Below are 21,204 nucleotides of genomic sequence, written 5' to 3'. Positions count from 1 at the left end.
CCCCGAAGCCTACGTCCAGGAGTAGGGTCGGCGGCGAAACCGGAGGTGAGGGGGCGCCATGGTGCCGGTGCGGGTCACGGCGATCGCGAGTCTGACGCCGCTGGAGGAGCTGGACGACGATCCGTTCCTGGTCGACTCCCGCAGTCAGCACGCGATGTGCGCCCGGTGGGCCGCCGAGCGGGGCTACGTGGTCAGCCGGGAGTTACTCGTGCGGGGGCTGCGGCCCGACCACGGCGCGCTGTGGGACGGCGTCCGGCCCGGCCTCGACGTGTTCGTCGCGCCCAGCCGGCGGGTACTGGAGAGCGCGCTCGCCTCCGTCGAGGAGTTCACCGCCGAATGTGCCCGTCGTGGTGTACGCGTCGAGACGGTGGGGCATGCGGAGCCTGCGTACGACGCGGCGATGAAGGCCTGCGTGCACCGGCGGCTGTCGATGCCGACGGCCGGCTACGACGGGCGCTGACGTCGTCCCCCGCCGGGGGCGTGACCTGGGGACGAAACGGCGCGACCGGGCGTTGGGACACTGTGGGGGAGGGACCGCGACGGCTGCGGGCCCGAAAGGTGAGGTGGCTGGGCGTGCGGGGCGTGCGGTGGCGGCGGGCCGCCAGTCAGATGGGTCGGAGTGCCGCCGTGTGGGCGGTCTCCACCGTCACCATGCTCGTGCTCGCCGGGATCCTCCCGGACTTCCGGCTCCGTTCGGAGAACGGCGACAGCGCGACCGACATCGCCGTCACGGCGGCCTTCGGCGCCGGCGCCTTCGGTCTGCTGTCCGCCCTGGTGTGGCCGCTGCTCGTCCGGCTCCTGCTCCTCGTCCCGGCGCTCGTGCTCGGGCTGCTGGTGTTCTTCCTGAACGGGGCGCTGCTGCTGGTCGCCCTGAGCCTCAACCCCGCCGAGCGCGGCGCCGCGGCCCCGGAGACCGCCGTCGTGGTCGCCGCCGTGATGTCGGCCGTGGCGTCGGCGACCGGAGCCGCCCTGGCCGTGCGCGACGACGACGCCTACCGCCGCAGGCTGTACCGGCTCTCCGACCGCCGCCGCCGGTCCGGACCGCCCTGCCCGCAGAGCCCCGGCACCGTCTTCCTGCAACTGGACGGCGTCGGTCACGACACCCTGCTGGACGCGGTCGGCAAGGGCCTGATGCCCACCGTCGCCCGCTGGCTCGACATAGGCGACGGCGGCCGCCCCACCCACCGGCTCACCCCCTGGCGCACCGACTGGTCCAGCCAGACCGGCGCCAGCCAGCTCGGCATCCTGCACGGCAGCAACCACGACGTCCCCGCCTTCCGCTGGTACGAGAAGGACACCCGCGAAGTGGTCGTCTGCAACCGCCCGACCAGTGCCGCCGAACTCCAGCACCGTGCCGTCGAGTACGCGGGGCACGGCGGGCTGCTCACCGTCGACGGCGCCAGCCGCGGCAACCTGTTCAGCGGCGGCGCCGAGCAGCAGGCCCTCGTGCTGTCCATCGCCACCCGCCGCCGCAGCCGGGAGAACCGCTCCCGGGACGGCTACTTCGCCTACTTCTCCGACCCGGCCAACGCCGTGCGCACCGCGCTCTCCTTCGTCGCCGAAGTGGGCCGGGAGATCGGCCAGTCCACCCGGGCGAGACTGCGCAGACAACGCCCCCGCGTCTCCCGCGGCGGCCTCTACCCACTGGTCCGCGCCTTCGCGACCGTCGTCGAGCGGGACGTCGTCGTCGCCGCCGTGACGGGCGACATGCTCGCCGGCCGCACCGCCGTCTACGCCGACCTGGTGGCCTACGACGAGGTCGCCCACCACTCCGGCCCCGCGAGCCGCGACGCACAGAAGGTCCTGGAACGCCTCGACCGCTCGCTCGCCCTGATCGAGAACGTCGCCGAGCACGCCCCGCGCCCCTACCGGATCGTCGTGCTCTCCGATCACGGCCAGAGCCCCGGCGAGACCTTCCGCTCCCGCTACGGCCTCACCCTCGGCGACCTGGTGCGGGCCGGGTGCGGCATGCCCGTGCCGCGCAAGGCGGAGCGCACCCGCAGCGGGGCGGAGGCCCGCGCCGCCGTCCGCGCCGCGCTGCGCATACCCGTGGAGGAGGCCGGCGAGCAGCACCGCCCCGTGCGCCGCGAGGAGCCGATCGTGCTGGCCTCCGGCAACCTCGGCCTGATCTCCTTCCCGGGCGTCACGCACCGGATGAGCAAGGAGGAGATCGACGCCCGCCACCCCGCGCTGCTGCCGACCCTCGCCAACCACCCCGGCATCGGCTTCCTGCTGGTCCGCAGCGAGAAGCACGGCGGTGTCGTCCTCGGCGCGTACGGCGCCGAGATCCCGCTGGCCGACCTCGACGACAACCCGGGCCCGCTCGCCCCGTTCGGCCCGGGCGCCGCCGACGCGGTCCGCCGTACGCACTCCTTCCCGCACACCGCCGACATCATGGTCAACTCCCTCCACGACCCGGCCGACGGCGAAGTCCTCGCCTTCGAGGAGCAGATCGGCTCCCACGGCGGCCTCGGCGGCGCCCAGGGCAGACCCTTCCTGCTGTCCCCGCTCGGCGTCTCCGCACCGGTCGGCGGGGGCGAGGAACTCGTGGGCGCCGAGCAGGTGCACCGGGTGCTGCGGCGCTGGCTGCGCGAGTCGAACGGGCCGCAGGTCCCGCTGGAGGCCGCCGAGGAGGAGCGCGCCGCCTGAAATTCGGCTGCGCCCGCCGGGGCCGTACGCACACACTGTTCGTCCCGGACGCCGCACACCCGCGCGTCCGTCTCGAACACCCCTGAGGAGTCGCTGCTTTGCAGGCAGCCGTCACTGTCACGCCCGCCCGCATCCCGGACCTGCTGCTCGGCCTGGCCACCGTCCGGCCGGTCTTCATCTGGGGCGCCCCCGGTATCGGGAAGTCCTCCCTGGTACGGAACTTCGCCGAGTCGCTGGGCCTGGAGTGCGTGAGCCTGCTGGGTACCCAGCTCGCCCCCGAGGACCTCATCGGCGTCCCGCAGATCCGCGACGGCCGCTCGGTGTTCTGCCCGCCGGAGACGATCGCCCGGGACGAGCCGTACTGCCTGTTCCTGGACGAGCTCAACGCGGCCACGCCGGACGTGCAGAAGGCGTTCTACTCGCTGATCCTGGACCGCCGGATCGGCAGCTACGAGCTGCCCGAGGGCTCGATCGTCATCGGCGCCGGAAACCGCGCCACCGACAACGCCCTCGCCCGGCCCATCGCCTCCGCGCTCGTCAACCGCCTCGCGCACGTGCACCTGGAGGCCTCCGCCGCGGACTGGCTGACCTGGGCCGGGAGCAACGGCATCCACCCCTGGATCGTGGACCACCTCACCGACCGGCCCGACCACCTGTGGTCCAAGCCGCCGAAGACGGAGGAGCCGTTCTCCACGCCCCGCTCCTGGCACCTGCTCTCCGACGCCCTGTACTCCTTCGGCCGGGACCTCGACGAGGAGACCCTGAAGGTCCTCGCGCACGGCACGCTGACCCCGGCGCACGCGACCGCTTTCTGCGGCTACGTCAAGGTCGTCCGCAGCCGGTACGGCATCGACGCCATCGTCAAGGGCGACGCCCGCTGGCCGAACCGGCCGGAGGACCGCGACCTGCTCTACTACCTCGCTGATTCCTTCCGCGGCCGCCTGGTCAAGGAACTGCCCGCGAGCAAGGAGCACATGTCCGCGAACGGCCGTCAGACCGCCTACCGCGCCAAGTCCCTGCTGGTGCAGCTCGCCGAGATCTCCGTCGAGGTCGCCCAGACGGTCATCGCCTCCGACAGCGACGGCAACCCCGTGCTGCCCTCCTGGTTCCTCGTCGAGGCGGCCCGGGACATGCCCCGGCTGGTCGAGGCCCGCCGGTGAGCCGGAGCCCCGCCCAGAAGAAGCGCGACCTCGCGGGGGAGGCCTTCGCCGAGGGAATGCGGCTGCTGAGGGCCAACCCCGCCCTCGCGGCCGTGGAGTTCGACGTCTGCCGCCACGAGGAGTGCCGTCTCGCGCCCCGCGACGGGCTCGTGGTCGTCGACTCCGACGGCGATCTGCACGTCCACCCGCTGCGCCACGCCGAGCCCGCAGCCTGGGCCTGGGCGCTCGCCCACGCCGTCCTCCACCTCGGATTCGGGCACGTGCCGGCCGTCAAGGGCGAACGTGTCCAGCCCGACCGCTTCGACCTCGCCGCCCGCTGCGCCGTCGTCAACCGCTTCCTGCTCGGCTTCAGCATCGGCGAGACCCCCGAGCACCTGCCCGCCTCCTACCCGGACGGCGACGAGGAGCAGCTCGCCGCCCGCTGGCGCCGCGACGGACTGCCCGCCGTCTACGAGCGCTGCGGCACGGCCGGCGACGAGCCCGACCAGCTGCTGACGCGGTGGACGGGCTGGTCCCGGCCGCCCGATTGGCAGCTGGCCTTCGCCACCGCCCTGACCCGGACCGTGTCCGCCGCGATGGACATGGCGGGCGGCCGCCGCGACAGCCTGGACGGCGAGGTGCCCAGGCCGCGCCCCTGGCAGCGGGCGCTGAGCTGGTTCATCTCCTCCTACCCGCTGCTCGGCGGCATCGCGTCCGGCATCACGCTGGTCGCCGACGCCGAGATCGCCCGCGCCCACGGCATCGCCATCGCGGCGGTCGACGCCGAGGCGGCCGAGATCTACATCAACCCGCTGCGCGGGTTCGACGACGAGGAGTGGCGGTTCGTCCTCGCCCACGAGATGCTGCACGCCGCCCTGCGCCACGGCGACCGCTGCGGCACCCGCGACCCGTTCCTCTTCAACGTCGCCTGCGACTACGTCATCAACGGCTGGCTGACCGAGATGCAGGTCGGCAGCATGCCCGACGGGCTGCTGTACGACCCCGAGCTCGCCGGCCTGTCCGCCGAGGAGGTCTACGACCGCATCAGCGGCGACCTGCGCCGCAAACGCCGGCTGGCCACCCTGCGCGGCAAGGGCGTCGGTGACATCCTCGGCGGCCCGCTCGGCCCGCCCCGCGACTACGTCGACCTCGACGCCTTCTACCGCCGCGGCCTAGCCCAGGGCCTCGACCTGCACCAGCGGCAGGAGCGCGGCTTCCTGCCCGGCGGCCTGGTCGAGGAGATCCGCGCGCTGAGTCATCCGCCGCTGCCGTGGGACGCCCGGCTGGCCCGCTGGTTCGACGAGTTCGTCCCCCGCCCCGAGCCCGTCCGCTCCTACGCCCGCCCCTCACGGCGCCAGGCGGCCACCCCCGCCATCCCGCGCGCCGGACGGTACTTCCCGCCCGAGGAGATCGCCCGCTGCACCTTCGGCGTGGTCCTGGACACCTCCGGCTCCATGGACCGCGTCCTGCTCGGCAAGGCCCTCGGCGCCATCGCCTCCTACGCCGGGGCGAGGGACGTCCCGGCCGCCCGGGTCGTGTTCTGCGACGCCGCCCCGCACGACGCCGGCTACCTGCCCGTCACCGAGATCGCGGGCCGGGTCCGCGTCCACGGCCGCGGCGGCACCGTCCTGCAGCCCGGCATCGACCTGCTGCACCGCGCCGACGACTTCCCGCCCGGCGCGCCCGTCCTGATCATCACCGACGGCTGGTGCGACGTGCTGCGGGTGCGGCGCGAGCACGCGTACCTGATCCCGCGGGGTGCGCGGCTGCCGTTCACCGCCAGAGGGCAGGTCTTCCGCGTGAGTTGAGCCGTAGTGTGATCGGATGGGGGACACGGGGCCCGGCGACGGGCCCGCACGCGAGTCCGCACGCGAAAGGAAGAACTCGTGGCTACCACGCGCTCCGCACACACCGTCTGGGAAGGCAACCTGCTCGAGGGCAACGGTGTCGTCACCTTCGACTCCTCCGGGGCCATCGGCGAGCAGCCGGTCACGTGGGCCTCGCGCGCCCAGGAGGCGAACGGCAAGACCAGCCCCGAGGAGCTGATCGCGGCCGCCCACTCCAGCTGCTTCTCGATGGCCTTCTCCAACATCCTCAACAAGGCCGGGACGCCGCCCACCAAGCTCATCACCTCGGCCGACGTCTCCTTCCAGCCCGGCGAGGGCATCACCGGCATCCACCTCACCGTCGAGGGCACGGTCCCCGGCATCGACGAGGCGGCCTTCCAGGCCGCCGCCGAGGAGGCCAAGGTCGGCTGCCCGGTGAGCCAGGCCCTCAAGGCCACGCCCATCACACTGACCGCCAAGCTCGCCTGACCCGCCTCACCCCCGTCGCGCGGGCCCGCCCGGGAAGGGCGGCCCGCGCGGCGGCGTCGGTTCACCACCCCCCGCAGGGGTAGAAACCAGACGCCTCGAACCGCCGGGCCGGAAGGAACGCGATGCTGCCGGGAACGTCCGCGAACGCCACGGTGCTCGACTCCGCCACCCGCGACCGGACCCGGGTCCTGCTGCTGTTCAGCCTCTCCGGACGGCTCCGCCCCCGTGACACCGCCCTCGGCGCCCTGGTCGACCGCTACGACTACGGCCGGTTCGCCTCCCACCTGATGACCAGCCAGGACGTGCTGCCCGTCCCGGTCCTCGACGAGCAGATCGCGCCCCGGCGGCTGCGGCTGCCGCACGGCGACCACGGCCTCGGCCTGGCGTCCTTGCGGATCCTCGTGGTCACCACCCCGCGCGGCGACGCCACCCTCGTCGTGGACTGCTCCTTCGCCGGCGAGACGACCGCCGGCGACCTCGCCGTCTGGCTGGCCACCACCTGCTTCGACCGGGAGCGGATCGAGCTCGACGACCGCCAGCTCCCGCAGACGCTGGCCGCGCGGCTCGGCGGCCGGCCGCTCGCCCTCGGCCAGAACGTGCACCAACTCGTCTTCCCCGGCGGCCGGTTACAGCGCGAACTGCTCAGCGCCGACGAGGCCCGCAAGGCGATCCTGCTGAACGAGATCGTCTACCGGGGCCGGATGCCGTGGAACCCCGCCACGCCCTACGACGCGAGCCTCGCGCCCCACGTCAGGAACCACGGTCTCACCCTGTCGGCCCTCGGCCGGGGCGTCTCCGTCCAGGCCGGCTGGGCCCCGCACGTCGAGAACGGCCTGGTCCTCGTCGCCGTCGGCATGATCTCCGCCCTGTCCGTGCTCCAGCGCACCCGGCTGGCGGCCTTCGCCATGATGAAGGCCAACGAGCAGGCCCTGACCGACTCGCCCACCGAGATCCGCTCCCTGATCTCCCGCCTCTCCGCGGGTGTCAACGAACTCCAGCTCGACCTGGCCTTCGGTGTCGAGGCCTACGTGGACAGCCTGCTGATCCCCGAGATGGTCACGGAGGCGTTCCAGTCCTCGCTGCGCGACGCCCTCGGCATCCGCGACAGCCTGGAGAACTCGGCGCGCATGGTCGAGCGCCTGACCTCGGTGATCAGTGCCCGCTCCGCCGCCCTGGACGCCGAACTCGCCGAACGCGACGACCGCCGCGACCGCACCGTCTCCGGCCTGGTCGCCGCGGCCACCCTCATCGCCCTCCCGCCGACGCTGCTGCTGGCCTTCTTCGGTGTGAACGGCACGAACGTCGACGAGCACCGCTCCATCCTCGACATGAGCGCCTACGGCACCGCCTACGCACTGGCCTGGCTGCCGTTCGTCGTCCTGGTCGTGATCGGCTGGTTGCTGCTCAGACGGGTCAGCACGCGCTCCGGCTCGCTGCTGCCCGCGCCCGACGACGCCTTCGCCCCCGTCCCGCCTCCCCGCTCGCCCTCCGGGAACCGACGACCATGACGCCACACCCCGCCGTCTCCGCCCATCGCGGCGGCTCCGAGCGCGCCGGCGCCGCCACCTGGGAGGCGTACGAGGACGCGATCGCGTCCGGCGCGGAGTACGTCGAGTTCGACATCCGCCGCACCGCGGACGGCGTCCTCGTCGTCTACCACGACCCTCGGGTCGGCACCGCCGGACCGCCGCTGTCCGCGCTCACGCACGCCGAGCTGTGCGAGCGGGCCGGGTACGCCGTACCGGTGGTGGACGAGGTCATGGCGCTGATCGCCGGGAAGCTCGTGGCCCACCTCGACCTCAAGGAGGTCGGTTACGAGCGGGAGGTGATCGACCGGGCGGTCGCCCTGCTCGGCACGGACGGGCTCGTCGTGACGACGCTGGAGGACCGTTCCGTCGCCGCCGTCACCCGGGGCTACCCCGGTGTACGCACCGCCCTGTCCCTGGGGCGCGACCGCAGGGAACTCGCCCTGGCCCGGCTGCCGGGGACACGGCTCAGCGAGCTGTTCCCCGCCCGTCGCATCCGGGCCTGCGGGGCGCACGGCGTCGCCGTCCATCAGCGGCTGGCCAGGACCAACGTGCTGCGCGAGGCGACCCGGCACGGCCTGTTCACCATGGTCTGGACCGTCAACGACGACACGCTCATGCGGGCCTTCCTCGCCCACCCGCGCGTCGACGTGCTCGTCACCGACCGCCCCCGGCGCGCGGTGGCGCTGCGCGGGCCGATCACCCCATCGCGGCATTGACAAGAGCGCACTCAAGTTTTGTGCTGGAGTGTGGGAAGAGTCGTCGCCCTGGCGGAAGGGGACAGCGATGGGACGAGCGGTCGGGATCGACCTCGGAACCACGAACTCGGTGGTCGCCGTACTGGAAGGCGGCGAGCCCACCGTCATCGCCAACGCGGAGGGGGCCAGAACCACACCCTCGGTCGTGGCGTTCGCCAAGAACGGCGAGGTGCTGGTCGGAGAGGTGGCCAAGCGGCAGGCCGTGACGAACGTGGAGCGCACCGCCCGCTCGGTCAAGCGGTACATGGGCGACGCGCACTGGCGCTTCCCCGCCGAGGGCGATGTGGACGGCACCCGCTACCGGGCGCAGGAGCTGTCCGCGCGGGTGCTGCAGAAGCTGAAGCGGGACGCGGAGTCCTACCTCGGCGAGGACGTCACCGACGCGGTCGTCACCGTCCCCGCCTACTTCGACGACACCCAGCGGCAGGCCACCAAGGAGGCCGGTGAGATCGCGGGCCTGAAGGTGCTGCGGATCATCAACGAGCCGACGGCCGCGGCGCTCGCCTACGGCCTGGACAAGGAGAACGACCAGACGGTGCTCGTCTTCGACCTCGGCGGCGGCACCTTCGACGTGTCGCTGCTGGAGATGGGCGAGGGCGTCATCGAGGTGAAGGCCACCAACGGCGACACCCACCTCGGCGGCGACGACTGGGACCAGCGGATCGTCGAGTATCTGATCAAGCGCTTCAAGGGCCAGAACGGCGTCGACCTCGCGGGCGACAAGATGGCGGTGCAGCGGCTGCGCGAGGGCGCCGAGCGGGCCAAGATCGAGTTGTCCAGCTCGACGGAGACGACCATCAACCTGCCGTACATCACGGCCTCCGCCGAAGGCCCCCTGCACCTCGACGAGAAGCTGACCCGGGCCCAGTTCCAGGAGCTCACCGCGGACCTGCTGGACCGCTGCAAGGCGCCCTTCCACCAGGCCGTCCGGGACGCCGGTGTGCAGCTCTCGGCGATCGACCACGTGATCCTCGTCGGCGGCTCGACGCGGATGCCGGCGGTGACCGATCTGGTCAGGGAACTCACCGGCAAGGATCCGCACAAGGGCGTCAACCCCGACGAGGTCGTGGCCGTCGGTGCCGCGCTCCAGGCGGGCGTCATCCGCGGCGACGTCAAGGACGTCCTGCTGCTCGACGTCACCCCGCTGTCCCTGGGCATCGAGACCAAGGGCGGCATCATGACCAAGCTCATCGAGCGCAACACGACCATCCCGACGCGGCGTTCGGAGATCTTCACGACCGCGGCCGACAACCAGCCCTCCGTCGGCATCCAGGTCTACCAGGGCGAACGGGAGATCGCCGCGTACAACAAGAAGCTCGGCGTCTTCGACCTCACCGGCCTGCCGCCCGCCCCGCGCGGCGTTCCGCAGATCGAGGTCGCCTTCGACATCGACGCCAACGGCATCATGCACGTCTCCGCCAAGGACCTGGCGACCGGCCGCGAGCAGAAGATGACCGTCACCGGCGGCTCGGCCCTGCCCAAGGACGACATCGACCGGATGATGCGCGAGGCCGAACAGTACGCCGAGGAGGACAGCAAACGCCGTGAGGCCGCCGAGACCCGCAACCAGGCCGAGCAACTCGTCTACCAGACGGAGAACTTCCTCCGCGAGAACGGCGACCGCGTCCCGGCCGACACGAAGTCCGAGGTCGAGTCGGCCCTGGCCGAGGTGAAGGAAGCACTGGCACAGCAGGCGGACACCGCCGCCCTGCGCGCGGGCGTGGAGAAGCTCGCCTCCGTCAGCCAGAAGATGGGCCAGGCGATGTACGCCCAGGCCCAGCAGACCCCCACGGAGGAGCCCTCCGCCGCGTCGCAGGACGAGGAGGGAGTGGTGGACGCGGAGATCGTGGACGAGGAGAGGAACGGGCGGGACGAGAAGGGCGGTGCCGCCTGACCCAACTACCGGCCCGGAGAAGGGAAAACACTTTCTGTGAAGCCGGTCCCCCCTGTTAACCTCCAGCGGCTCGTGTGACCGGCGGGCCGAGGGAAGTTCACAGGGGAGGGACAGTTGGACGCATCGAAGAGATCCGGCGGACACAGACTGCTGGCGGTGGGGTGTGCGGTGGCGGCCGTGATGACGACCGGCACCGGCGTGGCACAGGCCGCGGACAACCTGCCGCCGAAGCAGCCGCTCGTCCAGGACCTGGAGACAGGGCACAAGGCGTGCGCGACGGGGGACCAGAGGGCGTACGTCTCCGGGCCGCCCGTCCTGAGCGCGGTACTGCACGACCCGGAGGAGGACAACCACCCCTCCGAGGCCAACATGGTCAAGGGCGAGTTCGAGGCGTGGTGGACGGACGCCGAAGGGGTGGAACAGCGCCTAACGCACACGACGTTCGCGACGCTCTCGGGCGGTTCGCAGCGGTGGCACATGCGGGAGGGGTCCGTCCCCCCGAACACCGTCATCTCCTGGCGGGTCCGCGCGAACGACGGCAAGGCGTCCTCCCCCTGGAGCTCCGAGGGTGACGGCTCCGTCTGCGAGTTCGTCTACGACGACGAGAACCCGGAGAAGGCGACGATCTCCTCGCCCGAGTACCCGGAGAACGTGTTCTGGGTGGACGGAGTGGGGGTCTACGGCCACTTCACCATGGACTCGCCCTCCGACGACGTCGTGGCCTACACCTACGGCTTCATCGGCGGCCCCTACGGCACCGTCCGCCCCGAGCGGCCGGGCGGGCCGGTGACCATCCCCTTCCTGCCCCTCGACTCGGGCCCCGAGAGCCTGACCGTCCGGGCCATCGACCGGGCCGGACGAAGCAGCGGCCAGTCGACGTACGACTTCTACGTGAAGTCCGGCCGCGCGCCCGTGGCCCACTGGCCCCTGGCCGACGTGAAGGGAGCCACGTCCGCCGACGCCGAGGCGGGCACCGACGCGGCCGCCGGCTCCGGCGTCACCTTCGGCGCCCCGGCCCCCGCCCGCACGAAGCTCACCGCGACGGCGACCCTGGACGGCAGCAGCCACGGCTACCTCACCACGGACGCCCCGGCCGTCGCCGACCCCCGCAAGAGCTTCGCGGTCAGCGCCTGGGCCCGGCCGGCCCAGACCGGCCGGACCATGACCGTCGCCGGCCAGGACGCGGGGGAGTCGGCCGCGTTCGCCCTCGGTCTGAACGCCCGGGGCGGGACTCCGGACTGGTCGTTCACCGTCGGCGGCGCAACCGTGTCGGGCGGTGCTCCGGAGACCGGCGAATGGGCCCACCTGCTGGGCGTGTACGACGCCGAGACGGGCAAGGCGCAGCTGTACGTCAACGGCCATGAGGTCGGCACCAGGGCCGAGGCCACGCCGGCCGCCACGGCCGGTGCCTTCCAGATCGGCCGGGTCCGCGACGGGAACGGCTACCACGACCGCTGGCACGGCGAGCTGGGCGGCGTCAGGGTCCACGACCGAGTGGTCGTGCCGGACGAGGCCGCCGAACTGGCGCACCGCGAGCCGTCGTTGCGCGGCCACTGGCCACTGGAGACGGCCCGGGACGGCGCCAGCCCCGAGCTGAACGGTGGCAGGCCCCTGAAGCTGGGGCCCGGTGCGACGATTTTCCGCGGCCCGGACGGCTCGTGCCTCCCGGAGCTCGACCCGGACTGCCCCGCGGTGCCCTACGCGCTCGTCGGCGACGGGCATCTGTCCCTCGACGGCAGGTCCGGCCACGCGGTGGCGGAGGGGCCGGTCGTCGACACCTCGGACAGTTTCACCATCGGCGTGGTCGCACGCCTGGCGGACGCGGAGCCCGAGGGCCCCATGACGGTGCTGTCGCTGCCCGGTGAGCACACCGACGCCTTCAAGCTGCGCTACCAGCCCGCACAGCACGCCTGGCAGCTGGTGATGCCGCACAAGGACGAGCGGGGTGCCCCCGAAACGGTGGTGGCCCAGTCGGAGATGGCGGACGGCGGCGAGGGCGTCGGCCACCGCCTCGCCGTCGTCTACGACGACGCCACCGACAAGATCAAGCTCTACCTCGACGGCAGGGCAGGCACGGACGCGACCGCGGATCTCCCGGACGGCTGGCGAGGCTCCGGCCCGCTTCAGATCGGCCGCGGCCGGACCGGTGACGCGTGGGGTGAATACCTGCACGGTGACGTGGACGAGGTGCAGGCGTTCGCGGGTGCCTTCGCCGACGACGACATCTCGCGACTGGGCACGGGCACGTAGCCGTGCCTGTGCCGACCTGGTCGGAGGGCTCCTAGGGCGTGGTGTGCGCGGGCGGCAGCGTCGCGCACACCGCTTCCAGGACCGTCGCGTACGGCGTCCCGAAGTCGGTGAGGCCGCACCGGAGCTGGTCCAGGCCGTCGCGGTGGTCCACCAGCAGCTCCGTGGTGCCGGTGCGGGCCGCGAACTCCAGCACCGCGGGCAGGAAGTCCGGCGGCTCCTCACCGGTGGTCTCCAGACCGTGCGCGCGGTAGAGCTCCTCGGAGGGCGCCGGGGCGGCCTCGCGCCAGGCGCTCAGGTACAGGCTGTGCTCCTGCCCGGCCTCGAACACCTCGACGTAGTGCGCGGCCAGCTCCCTCGGCGGGGTAACGGCCGCGTGGTCGGCGAACTCCCTCAACTGCGGGGCGGCTTCGCGCAGCAGCGGCAACCGGGCGCGGAAGTCGTCGTCGGGGTACATCAGGCACAGCGCGGCCGCCTGGTACAGCACCTCGAATCCGGGCATCGGACCTCCTTCGCGTGCGCTCGACTGCCTGCCCGCCATCCCGACGCTAGGGCCGGGCCGGGAAGCGCACCTGCCGACGGCGCCCGTACGGGTCAGTACCGCTCGCGGTACTCCCGCAGCAGCTCGTCCGTACGCTGCGCCGAGCCCGCCCCGGCGGTCATGTGGTCCAGCACCTCCAGGTGCGCGGAGACCTCCTTGCGGGAGTCCAGGTACAGCGCGCCGGTCAGATACTCGGTGAAGACCATGTCGGGCAGCTCCGGCTCGGCGAAGCGGAACAGCGAGAACGGCGCGTAGGTCCCCGGATGAGGGCCGTCCGCGAATTCGGCGATCTGGAGCGTGACCCGGTCGCGCGCGGCGTACTCCAGCAGCTTGTCCAGCTGGTCGCGCATCACCCGGCCGTCGACGCTCACCGGACGGCGCAGCACCGTCTCGTCCATGATCACCCACAGGTGCGGGGGATCCGGGCGGTCCAGGAGCCGCTGCCGCTCCATCCGCAGCGACACGTGCCGCTCCACGGCATCCGGCCCTGCGTTCGCGATGGTCCCGGCCTGCAGCACGGCCCGCGCGTACCCCTCGGTCTGCAGCAGCCCCGGCACGAAGTGCGGCTCGTACGACCGGATGATCCGCGCGGCGCCCTCCAGGCTCACGTACAGGCTGAACCACTCCGGCAGCACGTCGTGGAACCGCTGCCACCAGCCCGGCCGGTTCGCCTCCTCGGCGAGGTCGACGAAGGCGGTCACCTCGTCCTCGGCCACGCCGTACGCCGTCAGCAGGATCTGCACGTACGGGATCTTCAGCGCGACGTCGGCGGTCTCCATCCGCCGGACGGTCGCCGGGGCGACCCGCAGCACCTTGGCGGCCTCGTCACGACTGAGGCCCGCGGCCTCGCGCAGCTCCTGCAACCGCTTGCCCAGGACCACCTGGCCCACCGTGGGTGCGGCCCGCCGTTCACTCACGCCACGCCTCCCCAACGTGCCAAGCCTGTGATCAGTCTGTCACGTCCGGGCGTCCGGATCACAGGGCTCGCACCGAGGAGATCGCCGGAAGCGGAGGAGCGGCGGCGGCATTACCCCGCGGGTAATCGACCGGACGACGCCGGAACGGGATCGTGAAGTCACCGGGTTCCGGGCCGGCGCACTCCGGCCCGGGACCCGGCCCCAGCCGCCGCACCACAACCCGACGGAGGGTGATTCCCCATGTCCGCCATCCAGCTCGCCGCGCTCGCCCGGACCGTGGAACCGCAGTCGATGCTGCGCCGCTTCCTCGCCCTGGACGCCCTCGTCACCGGCACCAACGCGCTCGCCTACCTGGCCTTCTCCGGACCGCTCGGGAAGTTCCTCGGGGCCGACGGCACGTTGCTGCTCGCCCTGGGCGGGTTCCTCGCCCTCTACTCGGCGGGCGTGGGGCTGCTGGCCGCCCGCAGGCGGCCGCCGGCGCTCGGAGTGCGGGCCGTCGTCGAGGCCAACCTCGCCTGGGCGGTGGTGAGCCTGGCGGCCCTGGCGCTGTGGCTCACGCCGAGCACACCGGGCGCCGTGTGGACGGTGCTCCAGGCCCTGGTCGTGGCCGGATTCGCCATCCTTCAGCACCTGGCGCTGAGGGCCGGTCAGAGCAGCGACGACTGAAGGTACTTGGCCGTCGCCGGGTCGGCCGGGAGCAGCGTCTCGATGGCCAGCTCGGCGACCGTCACGTCCATCGGTGTGTTGAACGTGGAGATCGAGGAGACGAACGACAGCGTCCGCCCCTCGTGCTCGATGCGCAGCGGCAGCGCGAAGTACGGCGCCGGCTCCGACGGCTCGTCCGCCGGATCCGCGTCGGGCACCGGATACGCCGCCACCTCCTCGTACAGCGCCCGCAGCGGCTCCGAGCGGTGCAGCGCGATCTGCCGCTCCATCTGCTCCAGCAGATGACCCCGCCAGGCGCGCAGATTGCGGATGCGGGGCGCGAGGCCCTGCGGGTGCAGGGCCAGCCGCATCGCGTTCAGCGGCGGTTCGAGCAGCGCCTCGCCGACCCCGTCGACCAGCGTCATGACCCCCCGGTTGGCGGCCACCACGTTGTACAGCGCGTCCACCACCAGCGCCGGATACGGCTCGTAGCCGCCGATCAGCCGCTCGATGCCCTCCCGCAGCGCGCCCAGTGCCGGGTCGTCCAGCGGGGTCTCGGGGTAGCGGGGCGCGTAACCGGCCGCCAGCAGCAGCGCGTTGCGCTCCCGCACGGGGACGTCCAGGTGCTCGGCCAGCCGCAGCACCATCTCCTCGCTGGGCCTTGAGCGGCCGGTCTCGACGAAGCTGATGTGCCGGGCCGAGGAGTCAGCGCGCAGTGCCAGCTCCAGCTGGCTGACCCGCCGCTGCTCCCGCCAGGCCCGCAGCAGCGGGCCCACGCCCTGCTCGGCGGTGGACGGGTGAGTGGTCATGCCGGGACCGTAGTCGAGAACCGGTCGTCCCGGACAGACGCACCCCTCTGACCAGGGCTTCGGCCGCTCGTCTGTGGCAGGCTGAGAGAACACCGAGGACACCGCGGCCACGGAAAGGAGCGCAGCCCATGCCCGTCGAACCGCTGTCGCAGAAGGAGGTCGAGGACCGGCTGGCCGAGCTGCCGGGCTGGTCGCTCGACAAGGACCACCTCATCCGCTCCTACCGGCTCGGCTCGCACTTCGCGGCGACGGCGATGGTCGTGCACATCGCCCAGGTCCAGGAGGAGCTGAACCACCACTCCGACCTCACGCTCGGCTACAACACCGTCTCCCTGGCCGTGCGCACGCACAGCGCGGGCGGCGCCGTGACCGAGAAGGACTTCGAGCTCGCCCGCAGGGTGGAGGACCTGGCCCCCGGGCACGGGGCACACTGACGAGGTGCTCGACTACGACAAGGAAGCGGAGCGGTACGACGCCTCGCGCGGCGGCGAGCCCCGGGCGGCGGCCGCCGCGGAGGCGGTGCTGAGCCTCGTGCCACCGGACACGCGCAGTCTGCTCGACGTCGCCTGCGGCACCGGCATCGTGACCCGCCGGCTCGCGGCCGCCCGCGAGGACCTGCGGGTGACCGGCGTCGACCTCGCCCCCGCGATGGCCCGGCAGGCCTCCACCCGGCTCCCCGGTGCCGTCGTGCGCGCCGACAGCCGCCGGCTGCCCTTCCGGGACGGGCAGTTCGACGCCGTGTGCAGCGTGTGGCTGCTGCACCTGGTCGCCGGGCCCGCCGAGGTGCGGGCCATCGTAGGCGAATGCGCCCGGGTGCTGCGGCCCGGCGGGATCTACGTCACGACGGTCGACAAGGCCGCCTCCCACAACGTCGGCAGTGACATCGATGTCGTCCTGTCCTCCCGGCCGCCCAGCCCGGCCCGGGACGCGGCGGCGGACGTCGAGTCCGCGGCCGCCGCCCACGGCCTGCTGCCGGCCGGGCAGGCCCGCTTCACCGGTCACGGCCAGGGCCGCAGCCCCCGTCGCACCATCGCCGACCTGCGCCGGGGCTGGTTCGTCACCCTGCCGCCCGGCGACCCCCTCGCCGACGGCTTCGCTACCCGGCTCGCCCACCTCCCCGACCAGGAACGGCCGCGCCCCGACCCGGTGTTCAGCCTGCGGTCGTTCCGGAAGGCCGGGTGAACTCCATGATCCAGTTGGTCACCCAGCCGTCCGCGCCGTCGACGCGGAACGCCTGCTCCCAGCGGGCCGACGTGGCGGAGATGCCCGACCAGACGAACCGGACCCGCACCTCCTTGCCGTCGTAGGAGTCGTCGCCGTAGAACTCGCCGCGCCCGTTCTCGAACCTGCCGAAGACCGGCGGGAACAGGGTTCCGCTGATGCTGGAGGCCCAGTTCAGGGACCACCGTCCGGTCTTCGGGTCGAAGAGCCGCAGGGTCGCGCCCTGGGCCGACAGCTGGGGCATGTCGACCTCGTCGAGGTTCGCGGCGCCGCCGAACAGCGGCCGGCAGCGACTCGCCCCCGGGAACTCCTCCCAGTCGCTCTCCGGGTCGAGGAAGTCGGTGCGGCGCCGGTGCAGGACGTCCCAGTCACCGTGGAAGAAGTCGAAGTCGTGCGGGCTGCTCATGCGCGGTCTCCTGTGGTTCCCTCGGGCAGCGAGTCGGTCAAGTAGGCCTTCAGAGACGGGACTTCGGGCGCGAGGAGGTGCCGCACCCAGGCGTCCCGCTCGTGCAGGATCGGCGGCAGCTCCCAGACGCAGCCGATCCACGGAAGCTCGGGCGTGATGAAGTGGGCCGGGTCGCGGTCCGGGCAGCCCAGCACCGGCTGGCCCGCCGCAGTGCCCTTGAAGTGCAGGACGTTGTCCCACACCCAGCTGTACGCGTTGAGGTAGGCGCCGTCGTCGCCGCCCCGGTGCAGGACGACGAAGGTCGCCGGGGGAGTGCCGTCCGGCTCCGGCAGCAGCTCCGGCAGGATCGCGTACGCGGCCTTCTCGACGTCGGGTTCGATACCGGCCGGGCCGGTGGTGACGTGGTAGCGCTTGACGTGCCGGCCGGCCACCTCGATCGGCGGAGGTACGGTCAGCAGCTTCTCGGTGAAACCCATGCCGGGACGCTAGAGCCGCTTCACTGACATCCTGTGTCAGTGAAGTCCAGCCGGCTCGTCTCCATCCTCCTGCTGCTCCAGACCCGCGGCCGGATGACCGCCGCCCGGCTCGCCGAGGAGCTGGAGGTCTCGGTGCGCACGGTCTACCGGGACATCGAGGCGCTGAGCGCGGCCGGCGTCCCGCTGTACGGCGACGCGGGCCACGCCGGCGGCTACCGCCTCCTCGACGGTTACCGCACCCGTCTCACCGGCCTCACCGCCGACGAGGCCGAAGCACTCTTCCTCGCCGGAGCCCCCGGCCCCGCGGCCCAGCTCGGCCTCGGCTCCGTTCTGGCGGCCGCCCAGCTCAAGGTCCGGGCCGCCCTGCCGGCTGAACTGCGCCCGCACGCCGACCGGATCAGCGGGCGCTTCCACCTCGACGCGCCCGGCTGGTACGCCGACGCCGACGAGACGCCGTACCTCCCGGACGTGGCCGACGCCGTGTGGAACTGCCGTGCCCTGCACGTCCGCTACCGCCGCTGGCGTGAACCCACCGACGTGGAGCGCCACCTGGAGCCGTACGGACTCGTCCTCAAGGCGGGCCGCTGGTACGTCGTCGCGGGCCCGGGCCCCCGCACCTACCGGGTCGACCAGATCCTTCGACTCACCTCCCTCGAGCAGCGGTTCACCCGGCCGGACGACTTCGACCTGGCCGGGTACTGGGCGGCGTACCAGCGCGACTTCCACCACCGGCTCCGGCCGGCCCGGGCGGTGGTCCGGCTGGCGCCGGGAGTCTCCCTCCCCGGGCCGGGGCAGACCGACGCGCACCTGGAAGAGGACGGCTGGACCCGGACCACCGTCCCCATCGAGTCCCTCGACCACGCCCACGCCGAGTTCCTGCGTCTCGGCACGGGCATCGAGGTGCTCGAACCCCAGGAACTGCGCGACCGCCTCGCTCGGACGGCGGCGGAACTGGTGGAGCGGTACGGCAGCCCGCGCACTGCCGCCGGTGACCGCCCGCTCAGGCAACCGCGCAGGTCTGCTCACCCAGCTTGAACGCGGTCGGTTTCGCGTTCGTGTCCGAGCGGCTCGCGGTGAACCCGAAGCTGACCGACGACCCCGCCGCCACGTTCGCGTTCCAGGCGACGTTCTTCGCGGTCACCGTCGAACCCGACTGTGCCGCCTCGGCGTTCCAGGCCTGGATCAGCTTCTGGCCGTCGGTGAAGGTCCAGGCGAGGGACCAGCCGTTCCAGGCGCTCGTGCCGGTGTTGGCGAGCTGGACGTCCGCCTGGAAACCGCCCGCCCACTGGCTGGTGACCTTGTACGTCACCTTGCAGGCGCCGGTCGGCGCCGGGTCCGGGTCCGGGCCCGGGTCGGTCGTGCCGCCGCCGGAGCTGTCGCCGTAGAGGACGCCCCGGCCGTTCGTGGAGACGTAGACACGGCCGTACACGCGCGGGTCGCCGGTGATCGCCGCGCCCGTCCAGCCCCACTGGTGGGCGTCGTCGTTGATGCGCGTCCAGCTCGCGCCCTGGTCGGTGGAGCGGAAGATGCCGCGCACGCCGCCGATCTTCGCGCTGGTGTAGAGGGTCTGGTAGGAGGCGCCGGGGGCCGCCTTGCCGAAGCCGACGGTGTCGGCCTGCTCGACGTTCGGCAGCTTGGTGAAGGTCGCCCCGCCGTCCGTGGAGTGCCACAGGCCGTAGGCCCCGTCCGCCGCGCCACCGGCCAGCCAGACGTCGCCCTTCCCGCCCGGCAGAGCCTTGAAACGGACGCTGTCACCGCTCGGCAGCCCCGTGGCCGGTGATGCCTTGAAGGTCGCTCCGCCGTCCGTACTGACGTAGAACTTCCCGGACTTGAAGCCGTAGAAGGTCTTCGGGTCGACACGGTCCGCCTCGACGATCGCCCCGGCGGGGATCCCTCCGGAGGCCTGCCACGACGTGCCGAAGCCCGTGGTGTGGTGCACGCCGGCGCCCTCGGGGCTCCACACGAACCCGCTGCCGTCGGCGGCCGCCGCGACCGTGCCGCCGCCGCTCACGCCCGAAGGGTCGGTCCCGGCGAACCAGTTGGCGCCGTTGTCCGTGGAGAACGCGATGTGCGGCCCCGAGTCCAGATTGCCCACCCGCACCACCGTGCCGGGCTTCGACTCGGCGAAGTCCAGGCTCGTGGTCGTCGTGAAGTTCGGCTGGGTGAACATCAGCGACGGCACCTTCGTCAGGTCCGTGTGGCGGAAGCCGCCGATGTCGCCGAGCGCGCTCAGCAGCGGGGCGCCGGACGGGGGAGAGGCCAGGTCGTTGACCGCCGTCTCCTCCAGGCCCTGGACCATCGGTTTGACGGTGAACTTGCCGCCGCCGTCCCAGTTGCCCAGGTTCTCCGTGCCGTAGATCGTCGCACCCGTGCCGTACATCATGCGGTTCGAGTCGAACGGGTCGATCTCCAGCGCCTCGGTCATCCACCCCAGTTTCGGCGTCTGCTCGGGCGGTTGCGGGTTCGCGCCCCAGGTGAGCCACGGCGAGGACGAGACGTCCATCGTGTAGCGGTTCTCGCGGTTCGGATACGACGTGTAGTCCCACGCCTTGGTCCAGGTGGCGCCGCTGTCCGTGGAGCGGAAGATCTGCGTGTCGGGCCACCAGGCGCTGTACGCCGTCGTCATGACCGTGCCCGGCTTCTGCCGGTCCACCGTCAGCCCGCTGAAGCCGTAGAAGGTGTCGGCCTCCGCCACCGGGCTGATGTTCGTCCACGCCCCGGTGCCTGTCGCGTACCGCCACACCTGGCCCTTGCCGCCGTCGTACGGGCCGCCCTTGTCGCTGTAGGCGAGGTAGAGATGGCCGTTCTTCGTGTCCAGGACGCCCTTGTGCGGCAGATGTCCGGTGGGCTGTCCGGCCAGCCGCTGCCAGGTGGCGCCCGCGTCCGTCGACCGGTACACCGCGTTGTCCTTGTCGGCGACCCCGACGTAGATCGTCTTCGTGGCGTTCCCGGCGGTGCCCGTGGACTCGTCGAAGGTGACCCAGACGATGCCCTGGTTGTCACTGGAGTAGCCGGACGTGTCGCCCGGATCCGCCACGTAGTTGCCGACGTTCGGGAAGTTCGCCACCTGCGACCAGGTCACGCCCGAATCCGTCGACCGCCACAGCCCCTTGCCGCTGGGCGCGCCCAGGTACAGCACGCTGTTCCGGTTGGGGTCGACGGCCAGCCGCTCGCCCATGCCCCGCCCCGGCATGTTGCCGCCCAGCTTGAACGGCAGGTTAGCCTTCCGCCAGCTCGCGCCCCGGTCGGACGAGCGCATGACGGCGCCGTTCTTCGGGTCCCAGCTGTTGGTGTACGTCCCGACCGCCGCGTACACCCGGTTCGGATCGACGGAGTCGGTCGCGATGCTGACGACGCCCGTGTGCCCCCAGTCGTCCCACCCCACCGAGTCCAGCAGCGGTGTCCAGGTCTTCGAGGACTCCTGCCAGCGGTAGGCACCGCCGATGTCCGTGCGGGCGTAGGCCAGGTTCCTCTCGGAGCGGTTGAAGACGATGCCGGGGACGAAACCGCCCCCGTCGATCCGGGCGTTCTTCCAGGTGTACGTGTCGGCGGCGAGCTTCGGCGCCGGAGGATCGGCGGCCAGGGCACTGGGCGCGCCCGACAACAGCCCGGCCGCCAGCGCCAGCACTGCCGTGAGGATGCGGGTTCTTCGCACGGTGGG

Annotated in this window: 19 protein-coding genes; 13 read left to right on the top strand and 6 right to left on the bottom strand. The window is 72.4% G+C overall.

All coding sequences use genetic code 11. From position 1 onward, the window contains the following. The first annotated feature begins 58 nt into the window (after positions 1-58). The 9 genes from HNR57_RS02865 (at position 59) to HNR57_RS02825 (ending at position 12,531) form a co-directional block, all read left to right on the top strand. Positions 59-460 carry a hypothetical protein gene (locus tag HNR57_RS02865; protein WP_102913940.1) on the top strand — a complete coding sequence of 134 codons (402 nt, stop codon included), beginning with the start codon at positions 59-61 and terminating at the stop codon, positions 458-460. Between the two features lie 149 nt (positions 461-609). Next, entirely contained in the window at positions 610-2,649 is a 2,040-nt protein-coding gene (locus HNR57_RS02860; RefSeq protein ID WP_184556553.1) for a phage holin family protein, read from the top strand. A gap of 98 nt (positions 2,650-2,747) precedes the next feature. Next, positions 2,748-3,809: an ATP-binding protein gene (locus tag HNR57_RS02855; protein ID WP_184555360.1), complete on the top strand. Its 1,062-nt coding sequence runs from the start codon at positions 2,748-2,750 to the stop codon at positions 3,807-3,809. A 56-nt stretch (positions 3,810-3,865) separates the two neighbouring features. Then, positions 3,866-5,596, top strand: a complete 1,731-nt coding sequence (locus tag HNR57_RS02850) for a vWA domain-containing protein (protein ID WP_184556550.1) — start codon at positions 3,866-3,868, stop codon at positions 5,594-5,596. A 78-nt stretch (positions 5,597-5,674) separates the two neighbouring features. Then, positions 5,675-6,103 (top strand): OsmC family peroxiredoxin, encoded by a 429-nt coding sequence (locus HNR57_RS02845; RefSeq protein ID WP_033309150.1) that lies wholly within the window; start codon positions 5,675-5,677, stop codon positions 6,101-6,103. Positions 6,104-6,225: 122 nt separating this feature from the next. Then, a complete protein-coding gene (locus tag HNR57_RS02840) occupies positions 6,226-7,611 on the top strand; it encodes a hypothetical protein (protein ID WP_184555357.1) in 1,386 nt (461 codons plus the stop codon). Then, a complete protein-coding gene (locus HNR57_RS02835; RefSeq protein WP_184555354.1) occupies positions 7,608-8,348 on the top strand; it encodes a glycerophosphodiester phosphodiesterase family protein in 741 nt (246 codons plus the stop codon). Before HNR57_RS02840 ends, HNR57_RS02835 begins: the two co-directional genes overlap by 4 nt. Positions 8,349-8,415: 67 nt before the next feature. Beyond that, positions 8,416-10,281: a molecular chaperone DnaK gene (gene dnaK, locus HNR57_RS02830; RefSeq protein WP_184555351.1), complete on the top strand. Its 1,866-nt coding sequence runs from the start codon at positions 8,416-8,418 to the stop codon at positions 10,279-10,281. A gap of 180 nt (positions 10,282-10,461) precedes the next feature. Next, positions 10,462-12,531 carry a LamG domain-containing protein gene (locus HNR57_RS02825; protein WP_184556547.1) on the top strand — a complete coding sequence of 690 codons (2,070 nt, stop codon included), beginning with the start codon at positions 10,462-10,464 and terminating at the stop codon, positions 12,529-12,531. A gap of 31 nt (positions 12,532-12,562) precedes the next feature. Here HNR57_RS02825 and HNR57_RS02820 read toward each other — a convergent pair whose 3' ends face one another. Further along, positions 12,563-13,030 (bottom strand): nitrate reductase molybdenum cofactor assembly chaperone, encoded by a 468-nt coding sequence (locus tag HNR57_RS02820; RefSeq protein WP_184555348.1) that lies wholly within the window; start codon positions 13,028-13,030, stop codon positions 12,563-12,565. A 92-nt stretch (positions 13,031-13,122) separates the two neighbouring features. Then, positions 13,123-13,986: a Sco1979 family transcriptional regulator gene (locus HNR57_RS02815; RefSeq protein ID WP_184555346.1), complete on the bottom strand. Its 864-nt coding sequence runs from the start codon at positions 13,984-13,986 to the stop codon at positions 13,123-13,125. A gap of 240 nt (positions 13,987-14,226) precedes the next feature. On the opposite strand from HNR57_RS02815, the gene HNR57_RS02810 reads away from it, so the two are divergent. Further along, a complete protein-coding gene (locus HNR57_RS02810) occupies positions 14,227-14,652 on the top strand; it encodes a hypothetical protein (protein ID WP_184555344.1) in 426 nt (141 codons plus the stop codon). Here the strand turns inward: HNR57_RS02810 and HNR57_RS02805 are convergent. Continuing rightward, on the bottom strand, positions 14,634-15,440 hold the full coding sequence (locus tag HNR57_RS02805) for a helix-turn-helix domain-containing protein (RefSeq protein WP_184555342.1): 807 nt from the start codon (positions 15,438-15,440) through the stop codon (positions 14,634-14,636). The genes HNR57_RS02810 and HNR57_RS02805 overlap by 19 nt on opposite strands. A gap of 128 nt (positions 15,441-15,568) precedes the next feature. On the opposite strand from HNR57_RS02805, the gene HNR57_RS02800 reads away from it, so the two are divergent. After that, positions 15,569-15,874 carry a 4a-hydroxytetrahydrobiopterin dehydratase gene (locus HNR57_RS02800; RefSeq protein WP_184555340.1) on the top strand — a complete coding sequence of 102 codons (306 nt, stop codon included), beginning with the start codon at positions 15,569-15,571 and terminating at the stop codon, positions 15,872-15,874. Positions 15,875-15,878: 4 nt separating this feature from the next. Continuing rightward, a complete protein-coding gene (locus HNR57_RS02795; protein ID WP_184555338.1) occupies positions 15,879-16,622 on the top strand; it encodes a class I SAM-dependent methyltransferase in 744 nt (247 codons plus the stop codon). On the opposite strand, the gene HNR57_RS02790 is transcribed toward HNR57_RS02795, so the two are convergent. Next, positions 16,591-17,067: a hypothetical protein gene (locus tag HNR57_RS02790; protein WP_184555336.1), complete on the bottom strand. Its 477-nt coding sequence runs from the start codon at positions 17,065-17,067 to the stop codon at positions 16,591-16,593. The two genes, HNR57_RS02795 and HNR57_RS02790, sit on opposite strands and share 32 nt — an antisense overlap. Further along, positions 17,064-17,543 (bottom strand): hypothetical protein, encoded by a 480-nt coding sequence (locus HNR57_RS02785; protein ID WP_184555333.1) that lies wholly within the window; start codon positions 17,541-17,543, stop codon positions 17,064-17,066. Before HNR57_RS02785 ends, HNR57_RS02790 begins: the two co-directional genes overlap by 4 nt. Positions 17,544-17,582: 39 nt before the next feature. Here HNR57_RS02785 and HNR57_RS02780 point away from each other — a divergent pair, with 39 nt between their 5' ends. Continuing rightward, positions 17,583-18,578 (top strand): helix-turn-helix transcriptional regulator, encoded by a 996-nt coding sequence (locus tag HNR57_RS02780; RefSeq protein ID WP_184555330.1) that lies wholly within the window; start codon positions 17,583-17,585, stop codon positions 18,576-18,578. Here HNR57_RS02780 and HNR57_RS02775 read toward each other — a convergent pair. Beyond that, positions 18,544-21,198, bottom strand: a complete 2,655-nt coding sequence (locus HNR57_RS02775; RefSeq protein ID WP_184555327.1) for a cellulose binding domain-containing protein — start codon at positions 21,196-21,198, stop codon at positions 18,544-18,546. The two genes, HNR57_RS02780 and HNR57_RS02775, sit on opposite strands and share 35 nt — an antisense overlap. Positions 21,199-21,204 lie beyond the last annotated feature (6 nt).

Origin of the sequence: Streptomyces paradoxus (genome assembly GCF_014202475.1) — a bacterium.
GTDB lineage: Bacteria > Actinomycetota > Actinomycetes > Streptomycetales > Streptomycetaceae > Streptomyces > Streptomyces paradoxus.
Note: the sequence above shows the minus strand (reverse complement) of the source record. Positions and strands in the feature narration are given on the sequence as shown.